At 33.2% G+C, this 15507-nt stretch carries 12 protein-coding genes; all 12 read left to right on the forward strand.

Annotated elements, in window-relative coordinates; genetic code table 11:
* Nucleotides 1-2: 2 nt before the first annotated feature.
* The 12 genes from asnB (at nucleotide 3) to KWG70_RS11440 (ending at nucleotide 15507) form a co-directional block, all read left to right on the forward strand.
* A complete protein-coding gene (asnB, locus tag KWG70_RS11385) occupies nucleotides 3-1838 on the forward strand; it encodes an asparagine synthase (glutamine-hydrolyzing) (RefSeq protein WP_230936156.1) in 1836 nt (611 codons plus the stop codon).
* Entirely contained in the window at nucleotides 1835-3013 is a 1179-nt protein-coding gene (locus tag KWG70_RS11390; RefSeq protein WP_230936157.1) for a glycosyltransferase family 4 protein, read from the forward strand. The genes asnB and KWG70_RS11390 overlap by 4 nt, the downstream gene beginning before the upstream one ends.
* A 23-nt stretch (nucleotides 3014-3036) precedes the next feature.
* Nucleotides 3037-4413, forward strand: coding sequence for an asparagine synthase-related protein (locus KWG70_RS11395; protein ID WP_230936158.1), 1377 nt, complete (start codon nucleotides 3037-3039; stop codon nucleotides 4411-4413).
* Between the two features lies 1 nt (nucleotide 4414).
* Nucleotides 4415-5524, forward strand: a complete 1110-nt coding sequence (locus tag KWG70_RS11400) for a glycosyltransferase family 4 protein (RefSeq protein ID WP_230936159.1) — start codon at nucleotides 4415-4417, stop codon at nucleotides 5522-5524.
* Nucleotides 5525-6961 (forward strand): MBOAT family O-acyltransferase, encoded by a 1437-nt coding sequence (locus KWG70_RS11405; protein WP_230936160.1) that lies wholly within the window; start codon nucleotides 5525-5527, stop codon nucleotides 6959-6961.
* A gap of 123 nt (nucleotides 6962-7084) precedes the next feature.
* Nucleotides 7085-8245: a glycosyltransferase family 4 protein gene (locus KWG70_RS11410; RefSeq protein ID WP_230936161.1), complete on the forward strand. Its 1161-nt coding sequence runs from the start codon at nucleotides 7085-7087 to the stop codon at nucleotides 8243-8245.
* Complete coding sequence (locus tag KWG70_RS11415) at nucleotides 8238-9101, forward strand: sulfotransferase (RefSeq protein ID WP_230936162.1); 864 nt, start codon at nucleotides 8238-8240, stop codon at nucleotides 9099-9101. Before KWG70_RS11410 ends, KWG70_RS11415 begins: the two co-directional genes overlap by 8 nt.
* Nucleotides 9102-9146: 45 nt before the next feature.
* Nucleotides 9147-11006, forward strand: a complete 1860-nt coding sequence (locus KWG70_RS11420; protein ID WP_230936163.1) for an asparagine synthase-related protein — start codon at nucleotides 9147-9149, stop codon at nucleotides 11004-11006.
* Nucleotides 11007-11025: 19 nt separating this feature from the next.
* A complete protein-coding gene (locus KWG70_RS11425) occupies nucleotides 11026-12363 on the forward strand; it encodes a glycosyltransferase family 2 protein (RefSeq protein ID WP_230936164.1) in 1338 nt (445 codons plus the stop codon).
* A complete protein-coding gene (locus tag KWG70_RS11430) occupies nucleotides 12356-13456 on the forward strand; it encodes a glycosyltransferase family 4 protein (protein WP_230936165.1) in 1101 nt (366 codons plus the stop codon). The genes KWG70_RS11425 and KWG70_RS11430 overlap by 8 nt, the downstream gene beginning before the upstream one ends.
* Nucleotides 13456-14583: a glycosyltransferase gene (locus tag KWG70_RS11435; protein ID WP_230936166.1), complete on the forward strand. Its 1128-nt coding sequence runs from the start codon at nucleotides 13456-13458 to the stop codon at nucleotides 14581-14583. The genes KWG70_RS11430 and KWG70_RS11435 overlap by 1 nt, the downstream gene beginning before the upstream one ends.
* A 180-nt stretch (nucleotides 14584-14763) precedes the next feature.
* Entirely contained in the window at nucleotides 14764-15507 is a 744-nt protein-coding gene (locus KWG70_RS11440) for a hypothetical protein (RefSeq protein ID WP_230936167.1), read from the forward strand.

Here is a 15507-nt window from a genome sequence, read left to right on the forward strand (position 1 = left end):
CTATGTGTGGCTTTCTAGCAGAATTTACTTTTGGAACAACATCGGTATCTGAAGCTGCACATTTTCAACAGCTGTTAAGCCTATCTAAACACAGAGGTCCTGATGCAACTCAAATTGAAAAAGGCTCTAATTATCAATTAGGGTTTAACAGACTCGCTATATTAGATTTATCTCCTAACGGAAATCAGCCTAAGCAGAGTCCGTCAAATCGTTATCATGTTGTCTTTAATGGAGAACTATATAACTACAAAGATTTAGAAATTAGATATGAGCTTTCCAACTTAAGATCTACATCAGATTCTGAAGTATTGGTACATCTATTAGACAAAATAGGTGTAGAACAAACCATAACAGAACTTAATGGTATGTTTGCTATTGCTATAAAAGATTTGCAAACAGGAAGCATTTATTTAATAAGAGATTTCGCCGGAATTAAGCCTTTATTCTATGGTGTGTCCAGCAAAGGCATAGTTGCCGCATCCCAATTTGATCAAGTGTTTAAGCACATGTGGTTTAAAGATCACTTACAATTGCGTCCAGAATTAGTTAAGGAGTATTTTGGATTTGGTTATATGCAATCACCTAATACAATCTATGACACTATATTTCAAGTTAATCCTGGAGCGTATATTCAGATCAATTCAGATCAATCAATAGAAGAGAAGCAATACAGTGTGTTTAATGGCATAAAGCCAGCTTCAAGGCAGTCTGATACTATTGTCGACGATTTAAAAACTAAAATTAATAAAGCGGTAAAAAGGCAATTAATGAGCGATGTGCCTTTGGCTACTTTTTTAAGTGGAGGTGTTGATAGTCCGTTAATTACGGCTATCGCCAAACAAGAACATCCAAATATAGAAGCCTTTACAGTTTCAGTAGAAGATGAGCAACTTGACGAAAGTGACGATGCAATGGCCTATGCCAAACATATAAACGTTAATCACAAGGTCGAGCATGTTAAAACTGAAGAGTTAGTCAACTTAATTGATGAACACTTTAGCAAATTTCCTGAGCCTTTTGGTGATTATTCCAGTATTCCAACGTATTTAATTTCAAAAAAGGCCAGAGAAACACATACAGTTATGTTATCTGGTGATGGAGGAGATGAATTGTTTTTTGGTTACCCAAGAATGTTAGATGTCATGCATAAAGCGCATTGGTTTAAAATACCATTTGCACTACGTAGACCTCTAATACGTTTAACCAATCGATTGAAGATTACTAATTCTTGGGCGCCATACCATTTTAAAACTATAGATGAATGGGTTAAAGAAAAGCATACTTACATTTTTAAAGATAAACTGAATGGGTTTTTTAAAGACCAAAAATTGTCTAAGGAAATGCATAAACTGTATACTGTTTCAAATCATTCAAACACATTAAGTTGGTTACGATATAACGAGTTTTATGCACATATGCAGCGCGTATTGATAAAAGTAGATAGAATGAGTATGGCAAATAGTTTAGAGGTTAGAGTTCCTTTTTTAGATAAAGAGGTTATAGATACAGCCATACATTATCTTCCTGAAAATTTTGAGAATGAAGAGGATTTAAAGCGACCATTAAAATTGGTAATGGAATCTCATTATCCAAAATCGCTTATTAATAAACAAAAGAAAGGGTTCTCTGTGCCAATTAATTCATGGCTGCGACATGAGTTAAAGAAAGATGTTGAAAAAGTGATCTTTGAAACACCTTTTTATGGAGCAGAAATTGTTAATTTACAGGCAGTGAAAAAATATATTGAAGATTTCTACAATAACAAACATGAGTCTGCCTGGGGAGTTTGGCATATCTACGCTTGGCAGAAATGGGCAATTAGTCAACAACTAGTATGAGAATAGCTGTTTTTTCGGGAGTCATTCCCAGTACAACTTTTATTGAGCATTTAATTGAAGGTATTGCCAATTCTCATGACGTGTTATTATTTGGAACACTTCAAAAACCTAAAACATACCATTCCAATCGTATAAAAACCTATTCTAACTCCAAGAGTAAATTTAAAAGTTTTGTGGTATCATGTTATCGGTTTTTGATACTGATGTTTCGTTATCCAAAACGTCTTAGTGTTCTGTTTTCTGAAGTAAAAAAACAAAAAGGTACTTATAATAAACGTAGAACTTTGGTGAGAGTTTTACCTGTTATACTTTACAAACCTGATGTTTTTCATATACAATGGGCTAAAGATTTAGAACATTGGGTATTTCTAAAAGAAACATTGAATGTTAAACTAGTACTTAGTTTACGTGGTGCTCATATCAATTATTCACCAATTGCAAATGAGACACTGGCAAAGAGCTATCAGATTAATTTTCCTAAAGTAGATGCCTTTCATGCTGTTTCAGAGGCGATTTCGATTGAGGCACAACGTTATAATGCCGAAGCGACTAAAATTAAAGTCGTGCATTCGCCTATTCCTGCATCTACGTTTGAGCATTTTTCAACATATAAAATACCAGAATCAGCTGTTTTTAACATATGTGTTGTAGGACGATTTCATTGGAAAAAAGGTTATAAATATGCCTTAGATGCATGCAAAATCCTAAAAGATAAAGGTTTTGATTTTCATTTGACATTTATTGCTTCAAACCCAGTATCTGAGGCTGTGCTTTTTCAAATACATCAGCTAGAATTAATAAACCACGTGACCATTTTAAAAGGTTTACCACAGGCCGATTTATTTAAGCTCATGAAGACCTTTAATGTTCAATTACTATCTAGTTTAGAAGAGGGTATTGCTAATGTTGTTTTGGAGGCTATGGCTATTGGGTTACCTGTGATAGCAACACATTGTGGCGGAATGGCTGAGGTAGTAAAACCAAATACCAATGGTTGGCTTATCCCAGTTCGAGATGCTGAAGCAATTGCAAATTCAATTATTGAAGTCTCACAATCTTCGGAAGGCCAACTAAAAGAAATCACTCAAAATGCGCACGATTTTGTAAAGCATCATTTTCAAGCGTTAGATAGTATCCAAAAATTTGAAGAATTGTATCAATCTGTACTAAAATGATTTATATTGTTGCAACCTAACTAATGGAGTTAAAAACGACCATCATACCAAAATCACAAACCTTTGCTAAGGTTAATAAACCTCGTGAATTAAATCTTGAGGCTATTTGTGTTTTTGCGGCTATAGGTTTTTTTTTAGATGAGGATACATATTGGAAAAATGAACTTGTATTAGGCCCAGCCTCCATACATTCTATAAACGATAAAGGGAACCGTGTTAATTCTAAACCATGGTTTGAATGGCATTATTCACCTCGCGATATGTCTTTTAAGCAGGCAGAGCAAGAGTTTGCTGCGTTACTAGAGTTGATCATTCTAGAGCAAACTAAAGGTGAACGCGTTATTTTACCACTTTCAGGAGGCTTAGATAGTAGAACACAGGCTGTAGCTCTCAAGCAAATTGGAGCAGATGTAATGTCTTACAGTTATAAATTTCAGAATGGCTACAACGAAACAGCGATAGCCAAAAAGATAGCTAAGGCATCTCAATTCAAGTATCGCGACTTCGACATATCAAGAGGTTATTTATGGAATTCTATAGATCAACTTTTTGAACTCAATAAAGGGTATTCAGATTTTACAACACCGCGTCAGATGGGTATTTTTAATGCGTATTCCGATATGGGAACTGTATTTTCCTTAGGGCATTGGGGCGATGTGTTATTTGATTCTATGAATTTACCTCAGTTGTCTAATGATGAAGAAATCGATGTGATATCTAAAAAGTTAATCAAACGTGGCGGATTAAAATTTGCAGAAACACTATGGAACTTGTGGGCATTAGAAGGCGATTTCAAAACGTATTTTAAAACAAGAATAGAAACGCTTTTAAATGGGATTAATATTGATGATACTAATGCTAAGTTGAGAGCATTTAAATCTTTGTATTGGGCACCAAGATGGACATCTATTAATTTAAGTGTTTTTGAGGCACATCATCCAATTACATTGCCTTATTTTGATGATAGGATGTGTCAATTTATTTGTACAGTGCCCGAAGCGTTTTTAAAAGATAGACAGTTGCAAATTGCCTATATTAAAAATACATCGCCAGAATTAGCTAAGATTGAATGGCAAGACCAAAGACCATTTAATTTGTATAATTACCATAAGAATAAAATGCCTTATAATTTGCCCTATAAATTGATCAATAAATCTGAACGAGTGCTGCAAAGTATCTTTGGAAATGATTATGTTCAACGCAATTGGGAATTACAATTTTTAGGAGATGCTAATAAAGAGATGCTATCGAGTTATATGTTAAATGATGCATTCAACCAATTAGTGTCTAAATCGGTTAGTGAAGCATATTTAAATGGTTTTTACAACGGAAACTCGTTAGAAAATGCACACCCATTAAATATATTACTAGTGCTTTCAAAGTTTAAACAGACCTATTAAAATGAATAAAAAAGTCAAATTATTACTTACAATACCAAATTTTGATACGGCGGGAAGCGGTAAATCTGTATATGATATTGTAAACCGAATAGATCGTTCAATATTTGAACCTCATGTGTGCTGTTTTCATGACAGAGGTGAATTATTTGAAGCACTGAAAGCATTAGATGTCAAAATTCATCTGTTTAATTTTACTGAAAATTATAGGCCATTCCTTACATTTCCGTTTCGAGTTTTTAAAATTGTGAAGTTTTTTAAGACCCATAAATTTGATTTAATCTATTCATGGCATTGGAGTTCAGATTTTTCAGAGCCTCTAGCGGCAAAACTTGCTAAAATACCTTATATCTATTCTAAAAAAGCAATGGGTTGGGGAAATAAAGCATGGACTTGGCGCTCTAAATTAAGCACCAAAGTAGTGGTGGTCAACGAAGAGATGAAATCTGCTTTTTTTACTGGTATGGAAGACAAGGTTGTTCAAATTCCTCTTGCAGTAGATATTAATCGTTTTACACCTCTAAATAAAACATACACTGTACCTACAGGACAGCAGTTTAATGAAGACGATTTTATTATTGTGTCTGTTGCAAACTTAGTTCCGGTTAAAGGGATCGAAATTTTGTTGGACGCCGTGAATCAACTCGATGATTCGTCGGTTAAAGTTTTAATAGTTGGTGATGCCAATAACGATTATGGAGCTCAGCTAATTTCAGATTATAAGGATCATGATCATATATTTTTCCTCGGAAAACATCTCGACGTTAGACCCTTTTTGGCTGTGGCCAATCTTTTTGTGATACCAACAAAAGACGAGGGAAGACGTGAGGGCTTACCAATTGCACCTATGGAAGCCATGGCTAGCGGTAGAATTGTTTTAGGATCTGATATAACAGGTGTGAGAGAAGTGCTGAAAGCATTCCCAAATTGTCAGTTTGAACCAAGTAATGTCGATGATCTATCGCATAAAATTAAAACCTTTAGAGACATGTCTCAAAGCAATAGAGATCAACTGGCCAAAGATATGCGCAGTTATGTAGAGCAAAATCTATCGGTAAAGATTTTTATGGATATGCATGAAGACTTATTTAAAGCTATTTTAAAAATTGATTAGATGTTATTTAATTCTATAGATTTTGCTGTATTTCTACCAATAGTATTTGTGCTCTATTGGTTTGTTACTCAGAAAAATCTAAAGTATCAAAATGTATTGATTGTTGTTGCCAGCTATGTGTTTTATGGATGCTGGGATTATCGATTTTTAGCCTTAATTGTTTTTAGCACTTTAGTTGATTTTTCTATAGGGAAACTATTAAAAACCCAAACACAACCTTCTAAAAGAAAGTGGCTACTCTGGATCAGTATTGCTGTAAATATTGGCTTCTTAGGTTTCTTTAAATACTACAATTTCTTTATAGATAATTTCACTAGTGTTTTTGCTTTTTTCGGACAAGAAATTAAGTCCAATTCACTTAATATTATTTTACCTGTTGGTATTAGTTTTTATACATTTCAAACATTGAGTTATACAATCGATGTTTATAAGAAGAAATTAGAACCAACCAATGATATTGTCGCTTTTGCAGCTTTTGTGAGCTTTTTTCCACAGTTGGTTGCAGGTCCTATAGAGCGTGCTACAAATTTATTGCCACAGTTCTTTAAACAACGACAGTTTGAGTATAACAAAGCTGTTGATGGATTGCGGCAAATTCTTTGGGGATTAACGAAAAAAGTGGTCATTGCAGATAATTGTGCAACCTATGCTAATATGATCTTTGATAATCATACTAGCTACTCTGGAAGTACACTATTTGTTGGAGCCGTATTTTTCGCCTTTCAAATCTATGGTGATTTTTCTGGGTATTCAGATATTGCCATTGGTACCTCAAGGTTATTTGGGTTCAATTTGAAACAAAACTTCGCATTCCCTTATTTTTCAAGGGATATTGCAGAGTTCTGGAGACGTTGGCACATTTCACTATCAACATGGTTTAGAGATTATCTCTATATTCCTTTAGGTGGATCAAGAGGTTCTAAAATATTGCAAATACGAAATGTATTTATAATTTTTGTTATTAGTGGTTTTTGGCATGGTGCGAATTGGACTTTTATAGTATGGGGACTTTTAAATGCCTTATATTTTCTTCCTGTTTTTTTACTCAAAAGAAATAGAGTGCATACAGATATTGTAGCACAAAACCGATTATTACCAAGCTTTAAAGAGTTTGTTTTAATGCTCACGACTTTTATTTTAACTGTTCTGGCTTGGGTGTTTTTTAGAGCAAAAAATATAACGGAGGCATTTGATTATTTGAATTTGATGGCTAATAAATCACTCTTTACGCTTCCTGAAGTTAGACCTTTATATCTAATAATTTTTATTGGTTTTTTCTTGGTTATAGAATGGTCAGGGCGACGACAACTCTATGCAATAGAGCGATTATGGTTGAACTATCCTCGAGTATTAAGATGGATCACATATTTGATAATAGTAGTTCTCATTTTCTTATATGGTGGTAAAGAACAAGAGTTTATCTATTTTCAGTTTTAGCAAATCTATATTTCTAATTAAAACAATTTTTTATAAGCTTTCGGGTGTGTATATTTGATGTATTGTGGTGTTATTAATGCCATTAACTTATAATTCATTCTACTTTTAAATAGTATTTGATAGATGACCATTGGAATTGTCTTGTCTAAACCGCCTAAGTATTCTGAAACCTTTTTTAATTCTAAAATTAAGGGGTTGCAACAATCGGGATACAAGGTTGTTTTATTTGTTCAAGAAAACCCTGATGCTTATAATTTATGTAAAGTAATTTGTGCTCCTAAAGTTTCAAAAAATAGAGCTTTACAAGTGGTTTTATATGGTTATGTACTACTAAAACTGTTGCCTTTTTTTAATCGTGTATCTACATTTATTTCCTTAGAAAAAAAACGAAATCGATCGACTATACAATGGCTAAAGAATTTGTATACCAATGCGCACATCATTACATCACATGTGGATTGGCTGCATTTTGGTTTTGCTACGATGGCTATACAAAGTGAAAGTGTCGCTAAGACAATTAACGCAAAATCTGCTGTAAGTGTAAGAGGTTTTGATGTTGATGTATTTCCTATAAAGCATCCCAATTGTTATAAAGTATTATGGGAATCTACAGATAAATTACATGCTATATCAAACTACACTTATAGAAAGGCTATAGCATCAGGACTTTCAAAAGCCGTGCCTTTTCAAATTATTACACCAGCTATAGATCACTCAAAGTTCGAGGTAACAAGTGATGTTATAAGAGATGATTTTAAGTTTGTAACGATTGCTAGATTGCACTGGATAAAAGGTTTAGACTATACCTTAGAGGCATTGTCGTTATTAAAAAAGGAAGGTGTTGATTTTCAATATACTATTATTGGCGAAGGACAGGAATTAGAACAACTAAAGTTTGCGGTTTATCAACTTCAACTTGAAGACCGGGTTCGATTTGTTGGACAGAAAACACCCGAAGATGTTATTACGTATTTGTCTGAGGCAAGTGTGTATATACAATACAGTGATTCTGAAGGGTTTTGTAATGCTGTGTTAGAAGCACAAGCAATGGGACTATTATGTGTTGTTTCAGATGCTGACGGTTTGAAAGAAAACGTCATACATGAAAAAACAGGTATTGTTGTTCCAAAACGTCAACCACAATTGTTAGCTAAAGCAATTAAAAATCTCTTACTTTTACCTAATGAAATGAAGCAACACATGCGAACTAATGCTCAAAAGCGTGTTGCAGAACAATTCAATCTAGAAAAGCAACAGACAGAATTTTTGGAATTCTATGAATAAAATTATTATTCTTCTTGGACAACGGGTTAGGAGTGGGACGAATTTTGTCGGTTCCACTATTGCTCAGCATCCTCATGTGTCAACACTTCCAAAAGATATATCATTGGGAGAATTTAATCTATTTTATACCGATACGGTTACAAGAGAAGTCTATGATAAGATTGCTAGAGATAGTTTTGGAATGGAATTTACTAGCGAAGATAAATCCAGATTTATAGAAAATTATGGTCAGGCCTGGGTATCACTACTTATTGATAAATACAAAATTGAAAGTGATAAGACTATTTTTATAAAATCACCTAGTGTAGTACATATCGACTTATGGAAATTAGCATTTCCTGATTCAAAAATAGCTGTAATTTGTAGAGATGGGAGAGATAATGTGATTTCTTCAGTACGAGCTTCAAATGATAAACGAGACTGGCATAACCTAAGTATAAAACTGAAAAAGCGAATTAATTTCTTCTTAGGAAGATCATTTATAAATCATGCAAAACAATGGGTTAAAACAGCTAGGCAAATTGCCTCTATTACTGAAGATAGTCAGGTTAAAGTGTTTAAGTATGAAATGCTTAATGATTCAAAAACAGAAATATCTAACTTGCTCTCTCATTATGATCTAGATGTGAATGAAGATATTTTAGACAACTGCCTAAAAGCGCCTGTGGTTGGGAGTTCATTTGGAGTGTCATCTAAAAAAATGGTAAAGCCTAATTGGAAACCAGATTCAGATAAATCAAAATTTAAATTTTCTAATAAATGGGAAAAGTGGAATCTTATAAAAAAGATGACTTTTAAAGCTATTGCAGGCAAAGAATTGATTAATTTAGGCTTTGAAAAAAATTCTAAATGGTAGTTTAGAAATTTAAACGACCCTTAACATATAAGTTAGCCTAGGATAATGAGTTTTATCATAACCATTAAGCCCATTCAAAATACAGAATTTGATATTTTTTCTAATTCATTTTCAGAAAAGCGTATCGGTGATTTTTATTGCTATTATAATTCTGAAAGAGCAGTGCATGAAACAGATAACTTTCTTGCATTTGTTAGTGGTTATTTATGCCATACAGGTATTGAAAAGAGCGATACAAATCTTCAGTATGCAAAGTCTATAGGTCATATATTAGAGCATTGGCCAATTTCTGATGATTCTGTTTCTGGAAGCTTTTCATTGGCGGCGTTTAATAAATTAAATCGTGAACTTATATTTTGTACAGATCCTATTGGTGTCTATCCGATGTTTTATTCATCCAACAAGAATAACTTTTTTGTCACCTCCAATTTTATGTTGGCAGCCATAGCTTCTAAATCTGATTTAGATGAAGTTGGAATAGTACAAAAAGCGGTTGGTAAAGAGTTTTTAAACTTAGGAGATCGTACCATTCTTAAAGAAGTGAAACGACTACTGCCTGGAGAATATATAAAGCTTAATCCTCAAAACAAAACACTAGATAAGGTCTATGATAATACACTTTTTAATATCACCGACACTAGGCGACCTAAGAAGAAAGACTATGTAAATTACTGGAAAGATTTTAAAAAGGAGATTGAGTATGCTCTGGCGCAATTCAAAAAGAATTATTTGGCTTTGAGCGGTGGAATGGATAGCAGGATTTTATTAGGTGCATTACCTAATGATTTGCCTATAAAATGTTTGACTTTTGGTCATGAAGATAATTACGAAGTAAAACTGGCAAAACGGCTAGCAAAGCTCAAGGGTTATGATTTTGAAAGCTTTTATGATATTGATTTGTACTTTCCAGATAGAACTCTCTTAAAAGATTACGTTGTAAATTCTGAATCTGTTAATATCGCAAGTTGGTTGGAAATACTAGAACATATTGAAGAAGATAAAACGGCTTCGATCATGCTAGGTGAACCCTGTGAAATTTTGCCTGCTAGAAATATTTCGACTTTATCGACCAGGAAATCTAGAATTTCTAAGTTTATCAATACGATTGTCTTAAATAAAGATTTTCAGTTGCAGCCTACTACAGATGAATCGTTTGAATCCTGGAAGAAAAGCCGATTAAAAATGTACTTAAGGCGTTACACAAAGGCAACTATAGATAAGCTCGATATCGATATGGATTATGATCATCTTATTAAAGAAGTCGTCTCCGATTATGAGTTGATTTTTAAAAGAATTGAGAGCCATCAATTGCCTTATTTTGAATTATACGATGAGCTTTTTGCTTGGTATACTCATGGCCGTTTTCCAATTGGTAAGCAAACACTGATCTGTAATCAAAAATTCAACGGAATAAATCCATCATTATCACTAAATATATTAAGGAAATCGAGTGCTATACATCCTAATAATAGATTGAATTATAGATTCATGAATGGATTATTCAAGCATATAAAGGAATTGCGTCCCTTAAATAGGGTGCCGACTAGCCAAACACCTTTTATTCCGCATAGTGCTCCAAATTTCTTAATTTTCTTGGTTTGGGGAATTCGTTCGAGACTTGATCAATATTTTATTAGACGATTACTCAAAACTAAAAACCCAAAAGGGAGGTATCGACTTCTAAAAAGTATCAATTGGGTTAAAGCGTATCAACACGAAAATTTGGAAGCACGTTTAGATGCTTATTTTAGTCCAGGTCATTTGGGAGATCAATATATTGTACAACAAAAGAAAGGGATTGTTGATAGAAGGGATCTAAAACGTTGGCCACTTACTAATTCAAATATATTGTCGTTAAGTTCATTAAATATCGAAATCGATATCATTAAATCATTAATAAAATAATAGTTATACTGAAAACAATATGTTGTTTCCTTTTTTGAAATACTTGCAACCAACAAATTACTTTTCAGTATTAAGGAAAAATGACAGATCAATATTTCCTGTTGCTAGTCAGTTGGATAGTCACATATTGGAGCAACTGGAAGCCGAATCAACGTATCAAACGGAACATGCCAAACAATACGATTTGTCTTGGCAAGCCATTCAGAAAGGCTATATAGGTGATGCCGAAACTATTGATGAGGTAGAACCTACAAGCTTAATAGACAATTATACATTTATAAGGCGTTACTTTAATAAGGCCTGGGTGAGCTATGTTTTATTGCTCCGCTTATTTAGTTTCAAAAACCCTTTTAAAGAACTTAAGGCTTGGTATGTAACTAAAGCAGTAAAAAGAAGTTCGTATTTAAATCAACCTCTTGACGTCAACAACTGGAACGATTTTAAATCGAATTTAATAGAGGAACAACCTATGGTTACGGTTGTCATTCCTACGTTAAACAGATATGAATATCTAAAGGACGTTCTAGAAGATTTAGAAAAACAAGATTATGAGACTTTTGAAGTCATAGTTGTGGATCAATCGGAACCATTTGATGCAGATTTTTATTCAAATTTCAATTTGGACTTACATTTGATTCATCAAAAAGAGAAAGCCTTATGGTTAGCGAGAAATACAGCTGTTAAATGTTCTAAAGGCAGTTATTTGTTACTGTTTGATGACGATAGTAGAGTAGATGTCAATTGGATATCTGAGCATCTAAAATGTTTAGATTTTTTTAAAGCTCAAGCTTCATCAGGAGTTTCTATTTCTAAGGTTGGTGCTAAAGTACCGCTTAACTATTCGTTTTTTAAAGTAAGTGATCAATTAGATACAGGTAATGTGCTCATAAAAAAAGAAGTATTCAAAGACTTGGGATTGTTTGATAGGCAATTTGAAAAGCAACGTATGGGAGATGGTGAATATGGTATGCGAATGTACTTGAATAACTACCTAAATATTTCTAATCCGTATGCCAAACGCTTGCACTTAAAAGTAGGTACAGGCGGATTAAGACAAATGGGAAGTTGGGATGCATTTAGAACTAAAAATTTATTTGACCCAAGACCCATACCAAGTGTGCTATATTTTTATAGATCCTATTTTGGCAGCTCCAGGTCTAAATTAGCTTTACTACGAACTGTACCAATATCTATAATGCCATATAAATTCAAGAAAAATAAAGCAATGCTAGTACTAGGAGGTTTAGTGTCTTTAGTCGTGTTGCCTTTAGTCCTTTTTCAAGTACGAAAATCTTGGAAATTATCACGCATAAAATTAGATGAAGGACCTAAAGTTGAAACACTAAGTAATGAGTAAACAGGATAAGGTATTAATAGTGACTTCCGAATTTCCTCCGCAGCCTGGTGGAATAGGAAATCACGCTTTTAATCTGGCTAATGCTTTACAAAAACACAACTTTAATGTTGAATTAATATCTGATCAACGCTCAAAGGAAAATAAAGAAGAACTAGATTTTGATCGCCAATTACAGTTTAAAGTATATCGAATCAAATTACAAACAATACGCTGGTTAATGTACTTTAAAAGATTATTTCTTGGATTTCGACGCGCAAAGAAAAATAAAACGATTATTGCTTCTGGTAAGTTTTCATTATGGATTGTAGCATTTTACAGCTTATTCTTAAACCGTAATTTTATTGCCATCGTTCATGGCAGCGAAGTGAATTTCGAAAATAAACTGTTAAAGCGAACAGTTGACTTTGCTTTGAGGCGTTTTGATAAAATTATTGCCGTATCTAACTATACAAAACAATTAATCGATGACTTAGAGCTAAGTACTGTTACTGTTATTCCTAATGGGATTGATAGTACGCAATTAAAAAAACAGGTAAGCAAGATTGGTTTATCTGGTTCTCCAAAATTGATTACTGTCGGAAATGTAACCGATCGAAAAGGCCAGTTAAATGTGATTAAACATATACCTAAGATTATTAAGATATTTCCAGACATTCACTATCATATTGTTGGGCTACCAACACAAGCCGATGCGTTTCTAGAGATAGCAAAACAACTCAATGTTGAGAACTATATAACGTTTCATGGGAGAGTATCAAATAAAGAGTTAGCGCAGTTCTTGAGTTCATCTGATATTTTTGTGATGTTGAGTAGCGAAACAAAAGAAGGTGATATAGAAGGCTTTGGTATTGCTATTATTGAAGCTAATTATTTCGGTTTACCTGCTATAGGTGCTTTAAATTGCGGAATAGAAGACGCTATTGATGATAATAAATCTGGCCGATTAATAAATCATGATGATAGCGATGCTTTTATTGCTTCGATTCAAGCCATAATGAACAACCATAAATCATATCATGAGAGTGCCAAGCAATGGGCAGATCATCATGACTGGAATACCATTATTGAACAATATATTAAAGTGATTAAATAATGAAACTAGCAATTATATCGCATACAGAACATTATTTAATGGACGATGGTACCATAGTGGGTTGGGGACCAACAATTACTGAAATTAATCATTTACTGAAGATATTTGATGAGATTTATCATATCGCAATGCTTTATGACGATATACCACCTCCAAGTGCTTTGCCCTATAATTCTGATAAGGTGAAATTTGTGCCGATGCCATCAGTTGGAGGGCAGACAATCATGGCTAAGTTTAATATTATCTTTAAGGCACCAGGAGTTTTAAAAACTGTAAATTCTGTTCTAAAAAAAGTAGATTGCTTTCAGTTAAGAACCCCTACAGGGATAGGTGTATTTTTAATTCCGTATTTAACATTACTATCCAAAAAGAAAGGCTGGTTTAAATATGCAGGAAATTGGAATCAGAAAAAAGCACCAATAGGATATGCTATGCAACGCTGGATGCTTAAGCGCCAATCTAGACCTGTTACGATAAATGGCATGTGGCAACAACAGCCCAAACATTGTTTGTCTTTTGAAAATCCATGTTTAACTGTAAAAGATGTAGAAGTAGGTAAGAGAATTTTGAAATCTTTGAATGGAAAAATATCGTTTTGTTATGTTGGGCGATTGGAAAGAGAAAAAGGTGTAGAACGTATTATTAAAGCCTTTCTGTTATTGTCACCTCAAGAACAATCACGTGTAGATCAAGTTCATCTCGTAGGAAACGGTGTTGAGGTTGATTATTTCAAATCGTTGGCTCAAAACTCTGATATTAGTTTTCAATTTCACGGATTTTTACCTCGAAAGCAAGTACATGATATTTACAAATCATCTCATGTATTTTTGATGCCTACTACAGCGTCTGAAGGATTTCCTAAAGTTATTGCTGAAGCTATAAACTTTAAATGCCTTCCTATCGTATCCAATATATCGTCAATTGGCCACTACATCAAGACTGGTGACAACGGAATAGTATTATCAGAAATAACATCTAAAACAGTTGCCCAAGCTATAAGAGAATTGTTTTCTTTTGATGATGCTGATTATGAAAGAATGAATAAAAATAATATAGAAATAGCAGAGCGTTTTACGTTTTTGCATTACAACAACCGAATAAAAAGTTTGGTTGAAGATAAAGTTTGATTTTGAACACCTCATTGGATTCAACTAATTGAATAACATTATGTTGATTATTCTTAATAGAAATTAAATTTTACTTACATTTAACATGTTAATTAATTACTTATTGAATTGGGATTAAAGAAAAAAATAAAATGGTTTATTAAAAGACACCCTTTGTTATACTATACTAGATTTAAATTATTGTCTAAGAATTCATCAGAATCTCAAACCGAAATAGACAATTATAATCGTATCAACAAAAAACAAGATATTCCTGAAATTTATCACAAGGTGAATGAAGAAATATTTAAAAACGGAAAACCAAATGCTGATTTAGATGTTGCTATTCAAATTTCAGTATGGTTGTTAGAGAACATTAAAGGAGGACGAGGGTTGAGCTTGTCATCTGATGAGGTGCTTAAATCAATGTTGGCTGGAGATGGTGGTGTGTGTAGTGATATGGCGCAGGTGTTTAATAATTTTTGTGTCATAAATGATATCAAGGTAAAGGAATGGGGAGTAACCACTATTCCTTTCAATAGAAAATATGGCGGGCATTCAGTTAATGAAATTTTCTCCAAAGATTATAATAAATGGGTGCTTATAGATGTGTCAAAAGGAATTACGATACATGAAGAAGGAAATGATATTCCGCTTTCTGTTGTAGAACTTTATCAGATTAATAAAACTGAAAAGAGAATCATTTATAACTCTTTTATAGACACTGTAAAGGTTAATATGAGTAAAGTAGATAATTATTACCTCAATCGTTCTTCTGTTCCTTTTCTGGTAACTAATTACTCGAATAAAACGTATGATTTGTTTTTAAATAGACTTCGTCCGTTTACTCCAGTATTCTTAATCCATTTTTTACTATTTGTGTTGAATAAAAGTTATAAATACAAATTCCCTCTTAACAATTACAAAGAAATGTTTACGTCTTAA

The sequence above is a fragment of the Psychroserpens luteolus genome (assembly GCF_021032705.1).
Lineage (GTDB): Bacteria > Bacteroidota > Bacteroidia > Flavobacteriales > Flavobacteriaceae > Psychroserpens > Psychroserpens luteolus.